We start from the raw sequence: 18,520 nt of genomic DNA, 5'->3' as shown, positions 1-18,520 counted from the left end.
CGTGTAAGCACAGGGCTGCAGCCGTTGCCGAAAGGCGGTGTCGCATGAATGACAGTCGGCTTCGTGCCCTGCTCGTGGAAAGTCGCTGCCGAGTTGATCTCGTCAGGTTCGTGAGGGGCGGTGCGGAGTCATGGGCTCGACGGTGTGTTGAGGGTGTCGAAGTGAAGGTCAGCGGTGACCAGACGGTGGTCGGAAGGGTAGGGCCGGCATAGCGGTACGTGGACGCGGTAGGTGTGGGGGATGACGTGGGCGAGCATGGCGCTGTTGACGAGGAGCCAGTCGATAAGGAGGCCACCACCGGCGTCAACGTCATCGTTGACAGTGGGTAGGAGGGCGGCTGCGGGGTCGGCCTGCCAGGCGAGTTCAGCCACGGAGTGGAAGCCGCATCCGTCGGTGCGGGTTCGGGCGTGGGGGTTCCAGCGGCCGACGAGATGGTCGACGGCGTCGGTATCGGCGACCCAGGTGCCATCGGGCATCCGCTGGCCCTTCTGCCGACGGGCGCGGTAGTTGGCGATGGTCCAGTCGCGCTGGGGCAGGTGGGGACCGGATGCGGTGGCGTTGAGGTCGCCGCCGCCTATGACGGGTAGGGGTGCATCGCCGTAGCGGTCGAGGAGTGCGGCCTGCTGCCGGCGGCGGATGCCGCAGTGGACGTCCCAGTGCGCTACGAATGCCAGGAACTCGGTCCGGCTGTCAGGGTGCTCGCCGGAGGATCGGACGGCGAAGTGGGCCACGTTGCGCTTGTCGTCGAAGGCGTTGCGGTCCGCTGGGTCGTACCAACTGCGGAGGGTGAGCAGGGTCGGGTCGTAGAGGATTGCCGGGGGCATGGGGCCGCGTGGGTCGTGGCCGAGAACGCCGACGTACGGCGTGGCGAAACGATCGGCAAGTAGCTCCGCCGCCTGGTGCAAGGGTTGGTTGCCGTTGGCCTGCCACTGTTTCGCTTCACAGAGCAGAATCAGCGCGGGAGGAGTGGTGACCTCGCGGAATGCGTCCACGAGAGGCTTTAGGTAGTGGTGGCCGTCGCGCAGCCCGCCGTTTTCGAAGTTGAAGAGCGCGATGCTGATCCTTGTCACGACTTCTCCTTGGGGTGGTTTGTCCAGTCCCATTGCATGCCGATGCTGTTGAGGGCGTCGATGCGGTCGGGTGGCATGCGGCCGTTGCGGTGGACGCGGCGTTGTTCGATGAGCCACTGGGTGAGTTTGACGCCGTCTTCGACGTGACGCGGTGGTGGTCTGAGGTGCCCTTCCCGCTGGTAGAAGGCGGTGGCGGCGGCGTACTTGCGGGGCCACGGTTTCTCGGGGGCGTCCCATTGCATGCCCATGGCGGTGAGGGTCTGGAACCGTTCGGGGGTGAGTCGTCCTTTGGCGTGGTCGACTCGTCGGGAGATGGTCCAGAGGTAGACGTCGACGCCGTCGATGGTGGTGCCGGCGGGCACGCGGAGGTGTCCGTGGGTGTGGTGGAACTTGAGGACTGCTTGCCAGCATTCGTCGGGGGTGCGGGTTTTGCGTTTCCAGGTGATGCCGAGGCGGGTCAGGGCGGTGGTGCGGTCGGCGGGGAGGCGTCCTTGCTGGTGGAGGTGGCGTTGGGTGGACAGCCAGGTGGTGAGGTTGACGCCGTCGATGGTGTGCCGGTAGGGCGGGTTGAGGTGGCCGTGTGCGGCGTGGAACGCGGTGGCGGCGGCCAAGCCCCGTTCCCATGCGCTGGCCTGGGGTGCCCAGTCGAAGCCGAGGCGGTCGAGGGCGTCGACGCGGTCTTGGGATAGTCGTCCGGTCTTGTAGGTGAAGCGTTGTTGGCGGACCCAGTTGTCCAGGCGGATGCCGTTGGTGGTGTGTCGGGGAGTGATCCTCAGGTGTCCGTGTTCACGGGCGTAGGACTGGAGGGCCCCGTATCCGGCCCACCAGTCGGAGGTGGTTTCTTCCAGGACTCGGATGGTGATGTGGCGGAGCAGGTCGCCGGTGGCGTAGCCGTCGGGGAGTCGGATGATGACCCGTTCCGGCAAACCACCACCGCTCTCGCCCCCACCGCTGGTGGTGAGGGTGGTGCGTCGGGTGTCGAGGTCGGTGGCGAGGTCACCGTCGTGGGCACGCAGCGCCCGTAGCACTTTCAGCAGGGTGTCCCACTCGGCCAGATCGGTGGGCGCATCCTCGGGATCGTCGGGCAGGAGCACCGGGACGAGGACGGTGGCGATCCCGGACCCGTCGGGGTTGCGGCGTAGCGCCCGACCGACGGCTTGGGCGACGTCGACTTCGGATTCCTTCGGTGAGGTGAACACGACGGCATCGACGGCGGGGACGTCGACGCCTTCGGACAGGCACCGCGCGTTGGAGATGACGGTCCACCCGTCCTGCGGTGGGTGAGCGAGACGTGCCAGGTGGATGTCACGCTGGGCCGCGTTCTGGGTGCCGTCGACATGCCCTGCCGTCAACAGCCCCTTTGGCCGAAGGTGTTCGGGGGTGGCAGCAAGAGTGCGGGGCAGGGTGGTGGCGAACGCCCGGGACTGGGCGATCCTGGACGTGAACACCAGGATCCGGCGGAGGCCGAATTCGGTGGCGGCGCGGATGAGGGCGGTCTGGATCGCGGTGGTCCGCAGCGGCGCGCTGTGCAGGTCGGTGACGGCGTGGGTGTCGGTGTCCCGCAGGAGCGCCAGGGCCTCGTGGGAGGTGACGCCGATGACGAGGATGCGGTAGTCATCGAGCCAGCCATCGGCGATGGCACGGGCGAACGGGTACTGGTAGCGGACCGGCCCGAACACCTGGGGGTCGTCCATCGACAGCAGGTCCTGGTCGCCGGGGCGGCGTCGGGTGAGCACCCGTGGGGTCGCGGACAGGTAGAGCCGCCGGCGGGCGGGTAGCCGGTCGTCGTCGTGCAGGAGGCTGTTGTGTTTCCCGCCCCATCCGGCGGTGTGGTGGGCCTCGTCGACGATCAGCAGATCCGCGACCACACCAGCCTGGGTGAGGCCGTCGCCGAGTGGCCCGGCGGAAGCGTGCGTGACCAGGATCAACCGCGGTTGCCCGGCCGGGGTGTCACGCAGCCACGCGCTGATCTCCGCCGGACGGGTCGTGACCGGACACGCCAGGGCACCGTCACCGCTGGTGGGGACGATCGAGTCGTCGCCGCAGACCGCGAGGATCCGGGTCACGGTGCCGGTCGCCGCCCACACCGTCAGCGTCTGCGCGAGCAGTGGCAGCGACGGGCACGCCACCACGACGAGGCCGTCGGGGCACAGCTGCCGGGCCGCGTGCAGGGACACGATCGTCTTGCCGGTGCCGCATGCCGCGCGGACCTGCCCGCGTCCGCCGTCGGCCTGGCCCTGCATGATCGCGTCGACCGCTTCCCGCTGGTACCCCCGCAGCACCGGCAGCCCCCCGGTCGACGGGGACTCCGGTCCCGTGGTCTCCCGCCGCGACTCCGACGGCACCCGGCCCTCATCCGTCTCCGGGGCCGTCATGCCCGACGCCCAGTGGCAGACCCGACCAGGGTCGGGGAGGAAGCAGTCTGTAGGTGCCGCAGCCTGTCGAGGTGGTCAACCATGCGGGCGGTGGCGGGATGGCCGGGGTGGGCGTGGCGGTGGCGGCTGATGACGTCGACGAGCAGCGTCCGGGCCGCCTCGTGATGGCCCAGATCGTGCAGGACGAGGGCGCTGGTGGCCCGCACGGCGAGAGTCTGGTGGGCATCGGCTCCGACGGTGTCGGCCAGGTGGTCGGCGAGCTGCCGGTAGAGGCCGTACGCCCGCTGGTGGTGGCCGGCTTGGCGGTGGGCGGTGGCGAGGGTGTGTGCAGCGGTCAGTGTGGGCGGGGCGGTAGGGCCGTGGAGGTGGGTGAGGCTGCGATGGGCGTAGTCCGCCCAACGGACCGCCGTAATGCCGTGCAGGAGCGTGGCGAGCAGGTGGGCGGCTTCGGCGTGGAGGGTGCTGATGGCGGTGGTGGCGGGATCGACGCCGGCGAGGATGCTCTGCAGGAGGCGGTGGGCGCGCGCCGGGTCGGTGGTGGCGAGTTGGCGGGCGAGGCGAAGCTCCTCGGTCAGGGCATGGCGGGGTCGGGCGGTGGCAGGCCAGGTGATACGCAGGTCGGCGGGATGCCCGCCGGCGGTGATCCGGGCGATGAGCCGGTGGGCGTGTATAGCGGCGATAACCGCGCGCTTGGGGTGAGTGAGGGCGGGCACGAGACGGGCGGCGTGCTGCAGCACCACTTGCCCGACGGCCTCGGCGACGGCCACTGCGTTCAGTGGGGGACGGCGGCATGGTGGCGGGCAGTCGTAGACGAGCCCGACGGTGGTGAAGGTTGCGGTCATGGGCTGCTGGCAGAACAGGCAGTGGAGCAGGCCGTCCGGCAGCACAACCAGGTCATTGTCGACATCGGCACGCGGCGTGGTGGGCGGTACCGCGGTGGCTGCCTGGGCGCGGGCTTTGGTCACCCAGCTTTGGAGTAGTCGACGGTCGAGTTGGAGTTCCCGGGCGACGGTGCTGATCGGGCCGCGTCGTCCCGTCGCGCGGGCAGCCTCAACCTGGCGTACTGCGTCGGCGATGACGTCGGAGGTGTACTTGCGGGGCTTGGCCACAGGAGGTTGGTCCTCGACAGGCTGGGGATCGGGGGCGATGAGATGTTGGGCCCGCCAGAGCAATCGTCGGGGCGGTCGGAAGGGGTTCCGGCGCCTCAGATGTCGATCTCGGCGGTGACGAGGTAACGGTCAGAGGCATGCGGCGGCCCGTCGGGGATGCGAGGAGTCGCCAGCGGCTGAGGATCGGCGTGGCGCCTGTTACCGCTCACCGCGGCGAGGTGTTGCTCTGCGTCGACCGGAGGGTGGGCTGCTGGCAGCCAGCTGCCGGTGTGTGGGCGTTCGGGGTGCGGCGGCTGTCGACGTAGAGCCGGTAGTTGGCTGCCTCGGCGACGATCAGCGTCGGGAAGTCGGGTCCCAGGCGCGGATCCTGGGGCGGGATGGGGCCGGTGATAACGCTGCGGGCGGCGAGCAGGACGCCGCTGCGTGCGTCGATGGTGAGGATGTCGCGTCGCGGCACACCGGAGCGGTCGGTGTACGGGAGGATGAGGTCCGTGCCGGGCCGCTGGATGCGGTCGGTGACGCCGGCCTGCGCCAGGAGACCGGGCTGCTGCGCGAGGAGCCGCAGGACCGCGGCCCGGACCGGACGGGTGAGGGCGTGGCGTTCGTAGAGCATGGCGATCCCGCCGACGATGTCCTGCGGACGGTTTTCCCCAGGACCGCCCGCGATGAGCAGGTGGGTGCGCAGGGCGTCGGGTTGTCTCGGTGGGGGTTGGTCGAACCGGTCCCCGGTCCGGCCAGCCCAGCTGCCGCTTTCGCCGTCGTCGGGGATGCAGCCGTGGGTTTCGAGGTGCACGCTGACCAGCCGGCCCTTGGCGGCATCGTCGGTGCGCCACAGTTGGTCGACGCGGATCCGTTCGGGCCACCCGGTGGGGCCGGGTGGACCGATGAGGTCCCGGTACCAGGTGCGGCGTTCGACGTACTGGTAACCACCACGGGTGGTGTCGGCGGGCGCGTCGGTGAGGGTGGCGGCCAGGCGCGTCAGGACCGGCCCGGCTGGCATCGGCGGTGCGCTACTCGGAGACGATGTCGGCGGCGGAGGGCCGGGGTTCTCGTTGGCGGACGGTCCGGCGCAGGCGGCGAGGAGAAGCGATGCGGCGAGCAGCGTCGTGCCGGTGCGGGTTCGGATCATGGTCGTCCGCGTCGTGTCATTCGTGGACCCCGGGGAGTAGCGGACGGTGCGGGTGGGTGAGCGTTGGTGTGGGGTTTCCTTGTTCAGGTTGGGCGGTGAGCCGGGGCAGTTGGTCTCGCGGGTGGGGAACCGGACCGTAGAGGCGGTGGGGATGAGGGGCATGGGTTGTCCAAGGGTCGTGGCACGTGTGGGCGGAAAGGAGGGATGAGGTGGTCGTGGAGCAGCGTCAGAGGGAGGCCTGACCTCGCGTGGTGTCGTGGTGGCCGGCGGCAGCCGCTGGGCCGATCAGGTGAGGAGGCTCAGGATGGTGGGGTGGGTTCGGGTTTCTGGGCGTGCACGGTGGCGAACTGGTAGCTGGAGACGACGACGTAGGGGTCGGCCATCAGCTCGGTGAACCGGGCGAGGTCTTCGACGGTGAGGCCGGTGTCGATGAGCTGGTCGTGGAGTTGGTGGGCGTTGTTGGCGTAGAGGGCGCAGCCCGGTCCGCCGCCGGTCCAGGTTTCGGTGAGGCCGCGGGCGTGAACGTGGTTCATGCCGGCGGCGAGCAGCAGCGCGGGGGTGTTCTCGCCCCAGTGCAGGTCGACGCCGCGATCGGCGAGGGTGTCGAGGACGCCGTGTATGGCCCTGGTGATCAGGCTTGCGTCGGGTTCGGTGGGGGCGCGGTGAACCACGATCCGGGAGTAGACGATCTCTCCCAGGACCAGCCATCCGCCGGGGCGCAGCAGGTCGATCATCTGCCGGAGCAGGTCGACCCGGTTCGGTAGGTGTTCGAGTAGGCAGCGGGCGTTGATGACGTCGTAGCCGTCGGGGGTGGTGGGGATGGGCTGGGTGCGGAGGTCGCGCTGGTAGACGTCGATGATGCTGGTGGGGTTCAGGAGTTGGGTGTCGAGGTCGACGGCGGTGACGTTGCCGTCGGGTCCGACGAGGCCGGCGAGGTGGCGGGTGATGGAGCCGGCGCCGGCACCGAGGTCGAGGGCCCGCATTCCGGGTTTCACCCCGACCCGGGCCAACCCTCGGATGGTGTGCGGGTCGAGGACATCCTGGAGGGGGTGGAGTTGGTGGGGGCTGTTGCGGAACTGGTAGCGCTGGCCGGTGGTGGTCATCGTGGGTTCGCTTCCGTGGTTAGGCAGGGCGGCATGGTGGTGCCATTCGTGGGGTTGGGGGCGTTGCCGGGCGAGCGGTCGCCGGCTTGGTGGTGTTCCCGCCGGGGATGGTCGGCGAGAGCACGCCGGGCTGGGGGCGGGCGCGCATGGTGGCTACTCCGGTGGGCGTTGCTGGGGGTGCGGTGGTCGCCCACCAGCAGGTCGACGTGCCCGTCGGGCGGGTCACTGAGCTGTCCGGCGTTCAGGGCGTAGACGCGGTCGGCGACGGCGGTCGCGGTGTGGGCTTGGGGGAGTGCGACGAGCACGGTGACGCCCCGGTCGGGTAGGTCCCGGAGTACGGCGATCACCTGGCCGGCGATGCGGGGGGAGAGTCCTTCGGTGGGTTCGTCGGCCAGCAGCAGCCGCGGGTTGGTGCGGAGGGCGCGGGCGATCGTGAGCATCTGCTGCTCGCCACCGGAAAGTTGGTGGCCGTGATGGCGTCGTCGGGCGGCCAGCGGCGGAAAAAGGTCGAACAGGTCGTCGACGTTGAAGCCGTCGTCGGTGGCGGGGCGGGTGACGGTGAGGTGGTCGCGGACGGTCAGTGACGGCCACAGGCGGCGTCCCTGTGGGGCGAGTGCGACGCCGGCGCGGGCGAGGTGGTGGGGGAGTAGTCCGGTGAGGTCCCGCCCGCCGAGGTGGACCTGCCCGGTGGTGGCGCGCAGGTGGCCGGCGAGGGTGTGCAGCAGGGTGGTTTTCCCCGCGCCGTTGGCGCCGACGATCGCGTACACGCCGGGGGTGGGCAGGTGAAACGACACCGATCGGACGACCGGGGTGTCCGGGCGGTGGCCGGCGGTCAGGTCACGGACGTGCAGCATGACCGGCCTCCGCGCTGTCGAGGTGGAGGGTGCGCACGGTGGGGTCGGCGCGGACGTGGTCGGCGGGGCCGTCGAGGTGTCGGCGGCCGTGGTGCAGCACGGTGATCCAGTCGGCGAGGGCGGCGACGACGTCCATGTGGTGTTCGACGAGGATCACCGCCATCCATCCGGGCAGGGTGCCGAGGATGTCGAGGAGCCGGGTGAGGTCGGTGTCGGTGAGGCCGGCGGCGGGTTCGTCGAGGAGCAGCACCCGGGGTTGTCCGGCGAGGGCGACGGCGAGGTCGAGCATGCGGCGGTGTCCGTGCGACAGGGTGGTGGCCGGGTAGTCGGCGTGACCGGTGAGGCCGACGAGTTCGAGGAGTTCCAGGGGGACCCGGTCGGGGTTGCGTCGGTGGTGCCAGCCGCCCATGCGTACGCAGTCCAGGACGGTCAGGCCGGGGTAGACGGTGGGGTGTTGGAAGGTACGGCCGATGCCGGCGCGGGCCCGCCACGCCGCGCCCCGGCGGGTGATGGTCTGCCCCTGGTAGGTGATGGTGCCGGTCTGTGCCCGGGTGCTGCCGGCGAGGAGGTTGAGCAGGGTGGACTTGCCGGCGCCGTTGGGGCCGATGACCGCGTGCCGGTCGCCCGGTGCGATGGCGAAGGAGTCGAGGTCGAGGACGGTCAGCCGTTGGTGGGCGTGGTACAGGCCGGTGGCGACCAGACCGGTGTCGTGGGCGCGGCCGATGTCGGCGGGGTCGCGGCGGGAGGGGATGTGGTCGACGGCGTCGACGTGGCGGGTGGTCACGAGGTTCTCCGGGAGGCAGCGGGCAGCGGTTCGGGTCGCCGGGTCGCCCGGACCCGGCGGATCTCGGCGCGGAGGCGGGTGAGGGCGGCGGTCAGGCCACCGGGGAGCAGGTAGACCGCGGCGACGAACAGGGCACCGAGGAGCAGCGGGGCGTGGCCGGGCCAGTCGGCGGCGGCCACGTCCCGCACGCCGAGGACGAGCACCGCGGCGACGGCGGCTCCGGGTGGGGAGTGGGTGCCGCCGATGACGGCGGCGAGCAGGGCCAGGGCGGCGGTGTCGAAGCCGACGTCGGCGGGGGTGATCCACCGGTGGGTGTGGATGAGCAGTGCCCCGGCGGTTCCGGCGATGGCCCCCGCGCCGGTGTGCACGAGCCACAGGTAGGTGGTGACGGGGTGGCCGCTGGCGGCGGCGCGGGTCTCGTTGCCGCGTACGGCGGTGAGGAGCAGGTGGTGTCGGTGCAGCAGCAGCATCGTGGCGGCGGTAGCGGCGACGGTGACGGCGGTGGCGTAGAGCAGCACGGGTCGGTCGGCGGTCAGGGGTGGGGTGCCGGGGAGCAGGTGTGGGGCGGGGATGCCGGCGAGGCCGTCGGTGCCGCCGCTGACCGTGCGCCACTGGGTGGCGGTGATCGTGGTCAGTTCCGCCACGGCGAGGCTGAGCATCAACACCACGGTGCCCCGGTGGCGGACCAGCAGCATGCCGAGCAGTCCGGCGGTGAACGCGCCGGCCAGCGCGGCGGCGGTGAGGTGCACGGGGGCGAGGGTGTGGCCGGCCATGGCGAGGCGGGCGGTGGTGTAGGCGCCGGCGGCGTAGGGGGCGACCTGCCCGAGGGTGGGTAGTCCGGCCGCGCCGGTGACGGTGGCGACGCTGACGGCGAGCAGTGCCAGGGGCAGCATCCGGGCGACGGTGGCGGGCCAGTAGCCGTCCGACGCCGCGGCGAGGGTGGTGGCCGCGCCGAGGGGAAGCAGCCAGGGCACCCATCGCCGCAGGTCGTCCCAACGGTGGGGGAGCGGGAGGCGGGCGGTCATCCGGGCATCCCGGGCAGGGGCCGGCGGCGGGTGAGCAGGAGCAGGGCCATCGCGCTGAGCAGGAGGTACGGGGCGAGGGCGGGGATGGTGATCACGCCGATGGTCTGGACCAGGCCGACGCCGATCGCGGCGACCACCGCGCCGGGGACTGATCCGAGGCCGCCGCAGACGACGATGACCAGGGACAGCAACAGTGTCGTCGGCGCGGTGGCGGGTCCGACGCCGAGGATCGGCGTGCAGAGGGCACCGGCGAGACCGGCTAGGGCACCGGAGACGACGAGGACGGTGGTGTCGACGGCGCGGGGGTTGACGCCGATGCCGGCGACCATGTGCCGGTCGTCGACGGTGGCGCGGATGAGCCGCCCGGCGCGGGTGCGGTGCAGCACCGCGTACCCGATGGTGGTGATGATGACGGCGGCGGTGAGGGCCGCGAGTCGGTCGGCCGGGTAGGGGTGGCCGGCGATGGTCAGGGTGGTGTCCAGGGCGGCGGGTAGTCGGGGGCGTCGGATGTCCGCGCCGAAGACGGTGGTGAGTAGGTCTGCGCCGATGAGGGCGATACCGAAGGTGAGTAGTGCCTGGTCGAGGTGGCCTCGGCCGCGCAGCCGGGCGGTGGCGGCGGCGAGCACACCGCCGCCGGCCGCGCCGACCACCGTCGCGGCGGTGACGGCCGCGGCGAGGCTGGGCCAAGTGCCGGTGCTGGTGGTGGCGGCGACGTAGCCGCCGGCGGCGATGAGGGTGCCGTGGGCGAGGTTGAGTACGCCGCCTGCGCCGAAGGCGAGGGTCAGTCCGGCGGCGGCGATGGCCAGGAGCAGCCCGTAGGCGATGCCGTCGAGGCCAGGGATCAGGTAGGTGTCCATCCGGACCGCACCCCCTTTCCGAGAGTTGGTGGGGTCAGGTGGCGGGCAGGGTGGTGAGGTCCTGCACCAGAACGTTGGACAGCACCGGGCCGTCGGCGCGGACCTCGCGCAGGTACCAGCGCTGCACCGGTCGGTGTTCGGTTGGTTCGAACTGCCAGTCCCCGCGTGGGCTGGTGACCCGGCCGACCTTCCCGATCGCTTCGTTGAGTTTCGGGCCGGTCACGTCCCCGGCCACCCCGGCGAGGGCGCGGTCGAGGACGGCGGCGGCGTCGTAGGAGGCCATCGCGAAGGTGGTCGGTGGGCTGGAGTTCCCGGCGGCGGACCAGGCGGCGATGAACGCCTGGTTGGCGGCGTTGGACAGGGTGGGGCTGTAGTTGAGGACATTGCGGATGCCGGTGGCGGCCGGGCCCTGCGCGGTGAGGACCGATCCTTCGGTGAGGAACCCGGCGGCGTAGAGCGGCACGTCCTTGAGGTCGGACTGGGCGTACTGCTTGACGAACGCCACCGCCGCCGCCCCGGCGTAGAACGTGTAGACGGCTTCCGGTTTCGTCTCGGCGGCCTTGTTGAGGTAGGGCAGGAAGTTCTCCGTGGCCGGGAACGGCGTGAACAGCGCCTTCCCGTCGGGGTTGGCGAGTTTCCCACCGAGGCGGGTGAACGTGTCGGTGAAGCCGCGCAGCTCGTCCCAGCCGCCCTGGTAGTCGGGGCCGATCGCGTAGACGGCGCCGTCGCCGACCTGGGATTTGACGTGGTCGGCGATGGCGATGCCCGGCTCGTCGGAGTTGTAGGAGGTGTGCCACGTGTAGGTCAGATCCCGGGGCTTGCCGCCCTCCGAGGTGAACGCCGGGCGGGCGTTCGCGCCGAGCAGGGGAACCTTCCGGGCGGTGGTGAGAACCTGCACCTTGTCGACGGTCGCCCCGCCGACGAGGCCGGTCAGGGCAACCACCCGGTCGCGTTCGAGGAGTTTCTGCGCGGCCGGAACGGCGGTGGCCGGGCCGTCACCCTCGTCGCCCACCACCAGGTCGACCTTCCGGCCGCCGAGCCGACCACCGTGGGAGTCGAGGTAGAGGCGGAAGCCGGCCTGCATGTCCTGCCCGACGGTGGCATACGTGCCCGACAGCGACACCAGCAGTCCGATGCGCACGGCGTCCGGGTCGGCAGGGGCGCCGGCACAGGCGGCGGCGGTCAGCAGAGCGGCGGCGGCGGTCGCCGAGGCGAGTCCGCGTCGTAGCCGGCTACGGAGACGGGTCATCGTGGTGCTCCTTCAGAAAGGGCGGGCCGGGTGCGGGTGAGGACGTGTTCGATGAGGGTGATGAGCAGCCGGCGGACGCTGTCGCGGTCCCGGGCGTCGATGTCGACGATCGGCACGTCCGGACCGAGGGTCAGGGCGTCGCGGATGGCCGAGGGCGGGTAGGTGTCGGCGTCGGTGAAGTCGTTGACGGCCACCACGAACGGCAGCCGGGCGTGTTCGACGTAGTCGAGGTGCCGGAACGAGTCGGCCAGCCGGCGGGTGTCGACCAGGACCACCGACCCGGCGGCACCCCGGACGATGGCGTCCCACATGAACCAGAACCGCTCCTGGCCCGGGGTGCCGTAGACGTAGACGGTCACCCCGTTGACGTCGAGGCGGCCGAAGTCCATCGCCACCGTCGTGGTGGTCTTGGCCGGGGTATGGGAGACGTCCTCGGCGGCGGCTGCCGACATGCGGACCTCGGTGGTGACCGGGGCGATGTCGGACACCGCGCCGACCAGCGTCGTCTTGCCCACCCCGAACGGGCCGGTCAGCACGATCTTCACTCCCTGCGGCGGTGCCACCGCAGGGGCAGGGCGGGGGAGGGCGGGTGCGGATGTCATCGGCGTCCCGCCCCGACCAGGGTGGTGTGGAAGCCGGGGGTGAGCTGGTCGCCGACCTGGTCGGCGAACCGGTGCAGTTCCTCGGTCACGAACGCCAGGTCCGCCTCGCGGGTGACCAGGGTCAGCAACGACGCCCCGCCGCTGAGCGCGGTCAACAGCAGGTAGCCGCTGGCCAGGTCGACGATGGTGCCCTGCACCCCGCCCGCGCCGAAGTCCCGGGCCGCCCCGTTGAGCAGGCTGCGTAGCCCGGCGGCCACGGCCGCGAGCCGTTCGGCGGCGGCCCGGTTGAGGCCGTCGGTGCGGGCCAGCAACAACCCGTCGACGGACACCGCGACGGCCTGGCTGACTCCGGGCACCCGGGTCAGGTTGTTCGACAGCAGATAACTCAGATCACTCATCACTGGCCTTCCTTCGGCTGGGGAAATCGGTGGCCCAGGCCCCGCTGGTACGCCCGCGCGGTACCCGCCAACCCGTCGGGGCGGCGACTGGGCGGCCCGGCGGACCCGGTGGGTGAGGCGAAGGGGGTGCGCATCGGCTGCCGCTTGGGCAGGCCGTTCACGGTCGTCGCGGCAGCGCCGTAGGGGGCCGGCCCGGCGGGAGGCAGATGCACGGTGGCGCCCTCGACGAACCACGGCGACACGGGTGACTGCCGGGTCGTCTCCTCGTAGACCGGGGTCGACTGCCGATCCAGCGGCAGGCGCGGGGCGGGGATCAGCGGCAGCGCCTGCGTCGGGGCGTCCACGGTGTGGCCGCGTGGGCGGCGGGCGGGCAACGCCGGCACCACCGGCGGTGGTGGTGCGGCGATCAGGACCGCGCTGGTGGGGATCTCCACCACTGCGACCGTCCCGTGCGGTTGGCCCGCCACCAGCCGCACCCGCAGCCCGTGTACGGCGGCCAGCATCGCCACCGTCGCCACGCCCTGCCGACGGATGTGCTCCACGGCGATCATCGGGGCCGGCGCGGCCAGTTCCGCGTTCAACCGGGCCATCAGGTCGGGGGTGATGCCCGCACCGGTGTCGATGACCTGCACGACCACCTGGTCGCCGAGCAGATGCCCACTGATGATCGTCTCGCCGGGGCTGTAGCGGGTGGCGTTGTCCAGCAGCGACGCCAGCAGGTGCACGAGGTCGTCGATCAACGCCGGCGGCACCGACACCCGCCCGTCGACCGACCCCACCACCACCCGCCGGTACTCCCGGATCCGGCTCAACGCGGCCTGCGCCACGGTCACCAACGCCACCGGCTCCGGGTGCACCGAGCCGAGGGCACGACCCGACAGCACCAGCAGACTCTGCGTCGCGTGCAGCAACTGGGCGGCCAGGTTGTCCACCGCGAACAACGTCGCCAACGTCTTCTCGTCGGCCTCGTCGCGTTCCGCCCGGTCCAGCTCCCGCATCAGCAGGTGCGCCATCCCCTGACACCGCCGGCCCACCGCCTCCACCGCACCCGCCGCGACCAACCGCTGCCGCGCCAGATCGGCGGCCGTCTCGTACACGGTCAGGGCGAGGGCGTCGAACGCGGCGGTGACCTCGTCGATCTCGTCACGGCTACGGCCGGTCGGGGCGAGCGCGGGCGGGGCCGCCGGCATCCCGGACGGATCGCCCGGATCGGTGGCGGAGACCCGCCGCACCAGGTCGGGCAGGTCACGCGACGCCACCCGGGTCACCGCGTCACGGACCCGCCGCAATCGCCGCGCCAACGCCCGCCCCTGCCACACCGTCAACGCACCCGCCACGACCACCAACGTGAGCGCCGCACCGGTCAGCACCGCCGTCGTCGCCCACTGCGCGGCCCGCCGCCGGGACACCTCGGCGGCGATGTCGGCGTCCACCCGGGTCTGCACACCGTGCAACCGGTCCCGTCGCTCTCCGGTGGCGCGCACCCAGTCGGCGGCGTCGACCCGCAACCGCGACCCCACCCGCGCCCGGGAAACCTCGTCGTCGAATCGCTGGGCGGCGAGCACGCCCGGCCCGGTCAACGCAAGGTCCAGCCATGACCGCCACCGCGCCGACGCCCCGTCGGCAACCGTCAGCAACGCTTCCTCGTAACCGGCACGGGCGGCGGCAAGCTCCCGCTGCGCCGCCTGCGTCACCACCACGCCATCGCCGGCCAGGACCGTGGTCTGCTGGACACCCGCGTACTCCGACGCCCGCGACAACGCTGCCGCCACCCGGAGCTGCTCGGCGATCTGCGCGTCCGCGCCACCGACCTGTCCCACGGCCTCCCGTACGGCCAACCCCTGCGAGGCCGCCACCCGGTAACGCACCAGCACCGTGGTCAGCGACACCGACCGGGCCCGCACCTGGTCCCGCAGCGCCGGCAACTGCCCGAGCTGCCCATCGAAGGCCGCGAACAACCGGCTCGCCTCGACATCCCTGGCACCGAACCGGCCGCGCCGCTGCCGGTAGTCGGCGACCACCCGATCGGTACGGGCCACCTGCGCCAGCAACGGATCGACGCTCGCGGACGAACCCGCCAGGAACTGCGCCGCCATCTGGCGCTCCCGGCTCAACTCGTCGACCACCTCACCCGACACGGCCGACACCGCCACCAACGCCTGAAGCCGATCAGCAGCCCGCGCCCGCTGCCCCGTCGACGCCACCCCCCACGCCGCAAACAGGACGGTCGCCACCAGCGGCACCACCAACAGCAACGCAAGCCGCCTGACAACAGGCACAACGAGTCCTCTCCGGCCGTCCTGGCCGCGTCTATGTTTCCAGCGGGATCTCAGGCGTACGCCTTACCGAGGAAATTCAGATTGGCTAATCAGTCGGGAGGCGATACGAGTTCGATCGCCGCTCTCTGATGGGGTATCAGCGTCCTGCGTGGGTCGGGTAGCCCGCAGAGAAGAGTCGTTGAGTGGTTCGGCGGCTTGCGGGGAAACGGAATCCGGGACATCGATTCGTCGTGGCGCTGCCGGCAGACGTTCATCACCCGATCGGAGATGGCAACTGATCGGCAAGGCCGTCGAGACCACCTGCCGGATCGACTACCAACCCTTCCGCGATCCGGCGGTCTCGGGGGTCACCGCGATAGCTACCAGCGAGTGTAGACATCTGTACTGCGCGCCTGGTTGCTCGTCGACGCTATGCCTCAGTCGGCGATGGCCACCGTTGCCAACGGTGGATCAGCAGCAGGTGGGCAGGGCTCCGAGCAACAGGCACGACAGTCCCCTCCGGTAATTCAGCGAATGGCGTAGTCATCCTCCGCGAGACTTTCTCGCATCACATCACTGTCGTGCTGCGGCTTAATCATCTGCGGAGATAGGACGACTAAAGGCGATTGCCGTCGGTGTCGGTAAGTACCCTTGCGTAGATCTGACAATTAGACGACAATCTTGCCCACCCTTGATTCGGCAAGCGTCGGAAGTGCGTGTGCGGGAGATTGTCGCCTGTGTCGGCAGGCTATCAAAAGTGGATGTCACTGCTTCCGACATCCAGGGCAATCGGCAGGCACCGACGCCTGGATTCGAGGAAGCCTTCGCGGGAATTAGTGCCGATTGGCGAATAGGTCTCGCATCTGACCGACGGGCTGATCAGTCCGCGTAAAAGGGTGCAGCTTGGAGACGCCACGGGAGGTCGATGGTAGGCGGCGGCGCATGGGCGAGCTTCGTCGCCCCGCAGCTCCGTTGCCCACCTTCGCGGCGTTGATGAGTGGCGATGGTCCTCCGACGAGAGGCGAGTGCAAGCGGGGTTCGCGCTCGGCGCTTGCCCGCCGCTCATCCCATGCCCCGGGCTGCGCGATGGGGACTCTCTTTCGTCGGACGGAGAGTCCTCGGCCGGAAGCAGTTACCTGCTGGTGGATTAGATGCCGCTGAGAGGTGCAGTGGCGACCGTCGTCCATCGGTAGGTGTGGTCGTCGCGGCGTAGGGCGATCAACGACACCTCGTTGAGCGTCACCCTGGCCGGAGGTCGGTCGCGGAGGTTGGCCAGTTGGGAACGGATCGGTTCGGTCGGTGCCGGTGAGCCGCTGTAGGCGATGGTGACGTGGGGCCGGAATCCGTCTGCGGATTCGGGAACAGCAGGCCAGACCGCGCCTATGGCGGCGCGGAGGGTGACACGGAGACGCTCCACGCGGTCCCATGGCTGGACGAGCAGACCGACCCCTTCGGCGTCCGGGTCGACGGGGCCTAACGTCAACTCCAGTGGCGGCAGGACGGCACAGCGTCGGCGCGCTTCGGCGACGATCGCATGGACATCGGCGTCGGTGACCTCATCGGTGAAGCCGATGCCCTGCATGGTCAGGTGTAAGCCGTTGAGCGGGACCAGGTCCAGTCCGGGTAAGACCAGATGCTGGTGAAGGTCGGTGACGAGACGGTGGAGTTCGGGTTGGTGTTCGAACGTCAGGTGCCAGGTGTAGAACTGGCGGTCGGTTCGCCAGCCAGGGCGCCAGTACCAGTGGTCGGTCAGCCTGGGGAGAGCCTGGTAGGCGGTCCAGCGTTGGTGCAAGCTGGTGAGTTCCTGACTGCTCATGGCAGCGATGGTAAGTCGGACGGCGTTGCAGCACCTATCTGCGTGCGGTCGGCGAGTAGCTCCGCAACGTGTCGCAAGGGCGGGCGGTGGGTGTACTCCTGGGAGGCAGTGAGGAACTGCCGGGCGCGTTGGTGTACCGATTCGAACCGCTGCTCCGCCGTGAGGGTCAGCGCTTCTACCGCCAGGTCGGCTGCCTGGTCGGGGTCGGGGTCCGGGCGCTGTAGGTGCGCGGTGGCCAGGTCGAGGCGGCTGAGTGCCTGTGGTCCGGCAAGTCCTGCGGCGTCGAATGCGGTGATGGCGCTCGTGAGGTGGTTGGTGACGCCTGCGGTACGACCAAGGGCCAGGTAGGCGGTTGCTGCGTTGGCCGCCGTCCTGGCATGGCAGTACGGGCCGAGGGTGAGGCTCTCGCTGACCGGTGGGCTGCTTGGGTAGTCGGACAGCATCGTGAATGCGTGATCGACGGCCTGGTCGACACCGCGTTGATCACCGAGTCGGGCGAGGGCGCGGGCTTGACCGTTGATCGTGAGGCGGATGCGATGAGGGCTGGTGCCAGCGCGGCGTAGACCGTCCTGGGCGTAGGCCAGCGCGTCGTGGTAGTTACCGCCGTAGTAGGCGATCAGGCTCTGGGTCGCCCGCGCCCATGCTTGAACGTCAGCCTGCTGCGCGGCATCGGCAAGGTCGAATGCCTCAGCGGCGTAGGCCTGCGCGACCCTGAACGCGCCGAGATCCAGTGTGAGGGCACCGAGCAGACCGGAAAGGTAAGCGGCAGCGGTGTAGAGCCGCGCACGTTGGGGTGGATGCTGACTTCCCGCCATGAGCTGATCCACATAGACGCGTAGCGGCTTAATCCGCGCCAGGAGGACCCCAGGGGAGAGTCGCTCGTTGTCGGCGACCGCATGACGGACTTCTTCCTCCAGGTACGCCAAGCGGACATCGTCGGTGGAAGACCTCAACGCCAACCGGCGGGCCTCTATGCTGTCCTCACCCTCCCACAGGACAGCGCCAGCAGCTACGACGTCGGAGCTAGCTCCGACGTCCATGTCCGGCCTCGGTAGCGACGTTGTACGCGTCCCTTGGATAGCTGATGAGCGGTGACGCTGACGGATCAGCGTAGTGATCTTGTCGTACTCCGTGGCGAGCACGCCCCCGGTTTGCAGGATTTCGTCGCAGCGCGTCCAGAACGTACGGTCGGGGCGTTGGTGGCCGGTCTCAGTGTTGGCTACGGAGCTGCGCCCATACCGCACGAGCCGCGCAAAATCATGCTGAGTGTGACCGGCAGCCTTACGCATCTGAGCGAGTTGATGACCGAGTACGCGTTGAGCTGCCCTGATCTCATCGCTGACAACCATCGCTGTTGACCCCCGATCGTCTTGCAAGCGGCGATGCGTGCAGAGACGGTACTTGCCGCCTACGACCAGCCTCGCCCTGAGCGACGTCGTCAACGTGCGACTGACGACCGGCCGACACCGTCGTGTCATTGTCCGGCTTGGTGCGGCTCGATAGTTGGATACCTTGTCAGAACTTTGTCGGAACCGTCGTCAGTACCTGCCGACATATCCGGTAGTTCTGGCGGAGGGCGGGGAACAGGACCACCTGCGGCCGGCGCTGCTGTCCGAGGTGGAATCACCCCTGGGTGCGCGGGGAGCAGTGTTCGCCGTCCCGCACGTACGCATCACCGGTGGGATCACCCCCGCGTGCGCGGGGAGCAGAACGCCTCCGGCCTTCATCAGCGGACAGAACCGGATCACCCCCGTGCGCGGGGAGCAGCCCCGGCTGTAGTCGGCGAGCTGCATCGCCATCGGATCACCCCCGCGTGCGCGGGGAGCAGACGACGCTCGGTCATGGTCTGCTGGTGCAGGCGGGATCACCCCCGCGTGCGCGGGGAGCAGCA

Annotated in this window: 15 protein-coding genes; all 15 read right to left on the bottom strand. The window is 70.4% G+C overall.

Annotated features, from left to right (window positions below; all coding sequences use genetic code 11):
• Positions 1 to 128 precede the first annotated feature (128 nt).
• The 15 genes from B5D80_RS18315 to B5D80_RS18240 all read right to left on the bottom strand — a co-directional run bounded on the left by B5D80_RS18315 (position 129) and on the right by B5D80_RS18240 (position 17,918).
• The gene (locus B5D80_RS18315; RefSeq protein ID WP_088645113.1) at positions 129 to 1,070 is read right to left on the bottom strand and encodes a hypothetical protein; all 942 of its coding nucleotides are present in this window, start codon (positions 1,068 to 1,070) and stop codon (positions 129 to 131) included.
• On the bottom strand, positions 1,067 to 3,445 hold the full coding sequence (locus B5D80_RS18310) for a DEAD/DEAH box helicase (protein ID WP_088645112.1): 2,379 nt from the start codon (positions 3,443 to 3,445) through the stop codon (positions 1,067 to 1,069). The genes B5D80_RS18315 and B5D80_RS18310 overlap by 4 nt, the downstream gene beginning before the upstream one ends.
• On the bottom strand, positions 3,442 to 4,554 hold the full coding sequence (locus B5D80_RS18305) for a transposase (RefSeq protein ID WP_144081701.1): 1,113 nt from the start codon (positions 4,552 to 4,554) through the stop codon (positions 3,442 to 3,444). Before B5D80_RS18305 ends, B5D80_RS18310 begins: the two co-directional genes overlap by 4 nt.
• Positions 4,555 to 4,759: 205 nt before the next feature.
• Positions 4,760 to 5,554: a hypothetical protein gene (locus B5D80_RS18295; protein WP_088645109.1), complete on the bottom strand. Its 795-nt coding sequence runs from the start codon at positions 5,552 to 5,554 to the stop codon at positions 4,760 to 4,762.
• Positions 5,555 to 5,982: 428 nt separating this feature from the next.
• Complete coding sequence (locus tag B5D80_RS18285; RefSeq protein WP_088645107.1) at positions 5,983 to 6,786, bottom strand: class I SAM-dependent methyltransferase; 804 nt, start codon at positions 6,784 to 6,786, stop codon at positions 5,983 to 5,985.
• Positions 6,783 to 7,640, bottom strand: a complete 858-nt coding sequence (locus B5D80_RS18280; RefSeq protein WP_088645106.1) for an ABC transporter ATP-binding protein — start codon at positions 7,638 to 7,640, stop codon at positions 6,783 to 6,785. Before B5D80_RS18280 ends, B5D80_RS18285 begins: the two co-directional genes overlap by 4 nt.
• Positions 7,624 to 8,424, bottom strand: a complete 801-nt coding sequence (locus B5D80_RS33935) for an ABC transporter ATP-binding protein (RefSeq protein ID WP_211291567.1) — start codon at positions 8,422 to 8,424, stop codon at positions 7,624 to 7,626. Before B5D80_RS33935 ends, B5D80_RS18280 begins: the two co-directional genes overlap by 17 nt.
• Positions 8,421 to 9,449, bottom strand: a complete 1,029-nt coding sequence (locus tag B5D80_RS33930; protein ID WP_211291566.1) for a branched-chain amino acid ABC transporter permease — start codon at positions 9,447 to 9,449, stop codon at positions 8,421 to 8,423. Before B5D80_RS33930 ends, B5D80_RS33935 begins: the two co-directional genes overlap by 4 nt.
• Complete coding sequence (locus B5D80_RS18270) at positions 9,446 to 10,306, bottom strand: branched-chain amino acid ABC transporter permease (protein ID WP_088645105.1); 861 nt, start codon at positions 10,304 to 10,306, stop codon at positions 9,446 to 9,448. The genes B5D80_RS33930 and B5D80_RS18270 overlap by 4 nt, the downstream gene beginning before the upstream one ends.
• Before the next feature lie 34 nt (positions 10,307 to 10,340).
• Complete coding sequence (locus tag B5D80_RS18265) at positions 10,341 to 11,555, bottom strand: ABC transporter substrate-binding protein (RefSeq protein ID WP_088645104.1); 1,215 nt, start codon at positions 11,553 to 11,555, stop codon at positions 10,341 to 10,343.
• Positions 11,552 to 12,157: a GTP-binding protein gene (locus tag B5D80_RS18260; RefSeq protein WP_088645103.1), complete on the bottom strand. Its 606-nt coding sequence runs from the start codon at positions 12,155 to 12,157 to the stop codon at positions 11,552 to 11,554. Before B5D80_RS18260 ends, B5D80_RS18265 begins: the two co-directional genes overlap by 4 nt.
• Positions 12,154 to 12,555 carry a roadblock/LC7 domain-containing protein gene (locus tag B5D80_RS18255; RefSeq protein WP_088645102.1) on the bottom strand — a complete coding sequence of 134 codons (402 nt, stop codon included), beginning with the start codon at positions 12,553 to 12,555 and terminating at the stop codon, positions 12,154 to 12,156. Before B5D80_RS18255 ends, B5D80_RS18260 begins: the two co-directional genes overlap by 4 nt.
• The gene (locus tag B5D80_RS18250) at positions 12,555 to 14,834 is read right to left on the bottom strand and encodes a sensor histidine kinase (RefSeq protein ID WP_144081700.1); all 2,280 of its coding nucleotides are present in this window, start codon (positions 14,832 to 14,834) and stop codon (positions 12,555 to 12,557) included. Before B5D80_RS18250 ends, B5D80_RS18255 begins: the two co-directional genes overlap by 1 nt.
• Positions 14,835 to 15,960: 1,126 nt before the next feature.
• A complete protein-coding gene (locus B5D80_RS18245; protein WP_088645100.1) occupies positions 15,961 to 16,629 on the bottom strand; it encodes a 2'-5' RNA ligase family protein in 669 nt (222 codons plus the stop codon).
• Positions 16,626 to 17,918, bottom strand: coding sequence for a helix-turn-helix domain-containing protein (locus B5D80_RS18240; protein WP_483869375.1), 1,293 nt, complete (start codon positions 17,916 to 17,918; stop codon positions 16,626 to 16,628). The genes B5D80_RS18245 and B5D80_RS18240 overlap by 4 nt, the downstream gene beginning before the upstream one ends.
• Positions 17,919 to 18,520 lie beyond the last annotated feature (602 nt).

Source organism: Micromonospora wenchangensis (assembly GCF_002210435.1).
Taxonomy (GTDB): domain Bacteria; phylum Actinomycetota; class Actinomycetes; order Mycobacteriales; family Micromonosporaceae; genus Micromonospora; species Micromonospora wenchangensis.
The sequence above is the reverse complement of the archived record's forward strand: the minus strand, read 5'-3'. Positions and strand labels throughout refer to the sequence as shown.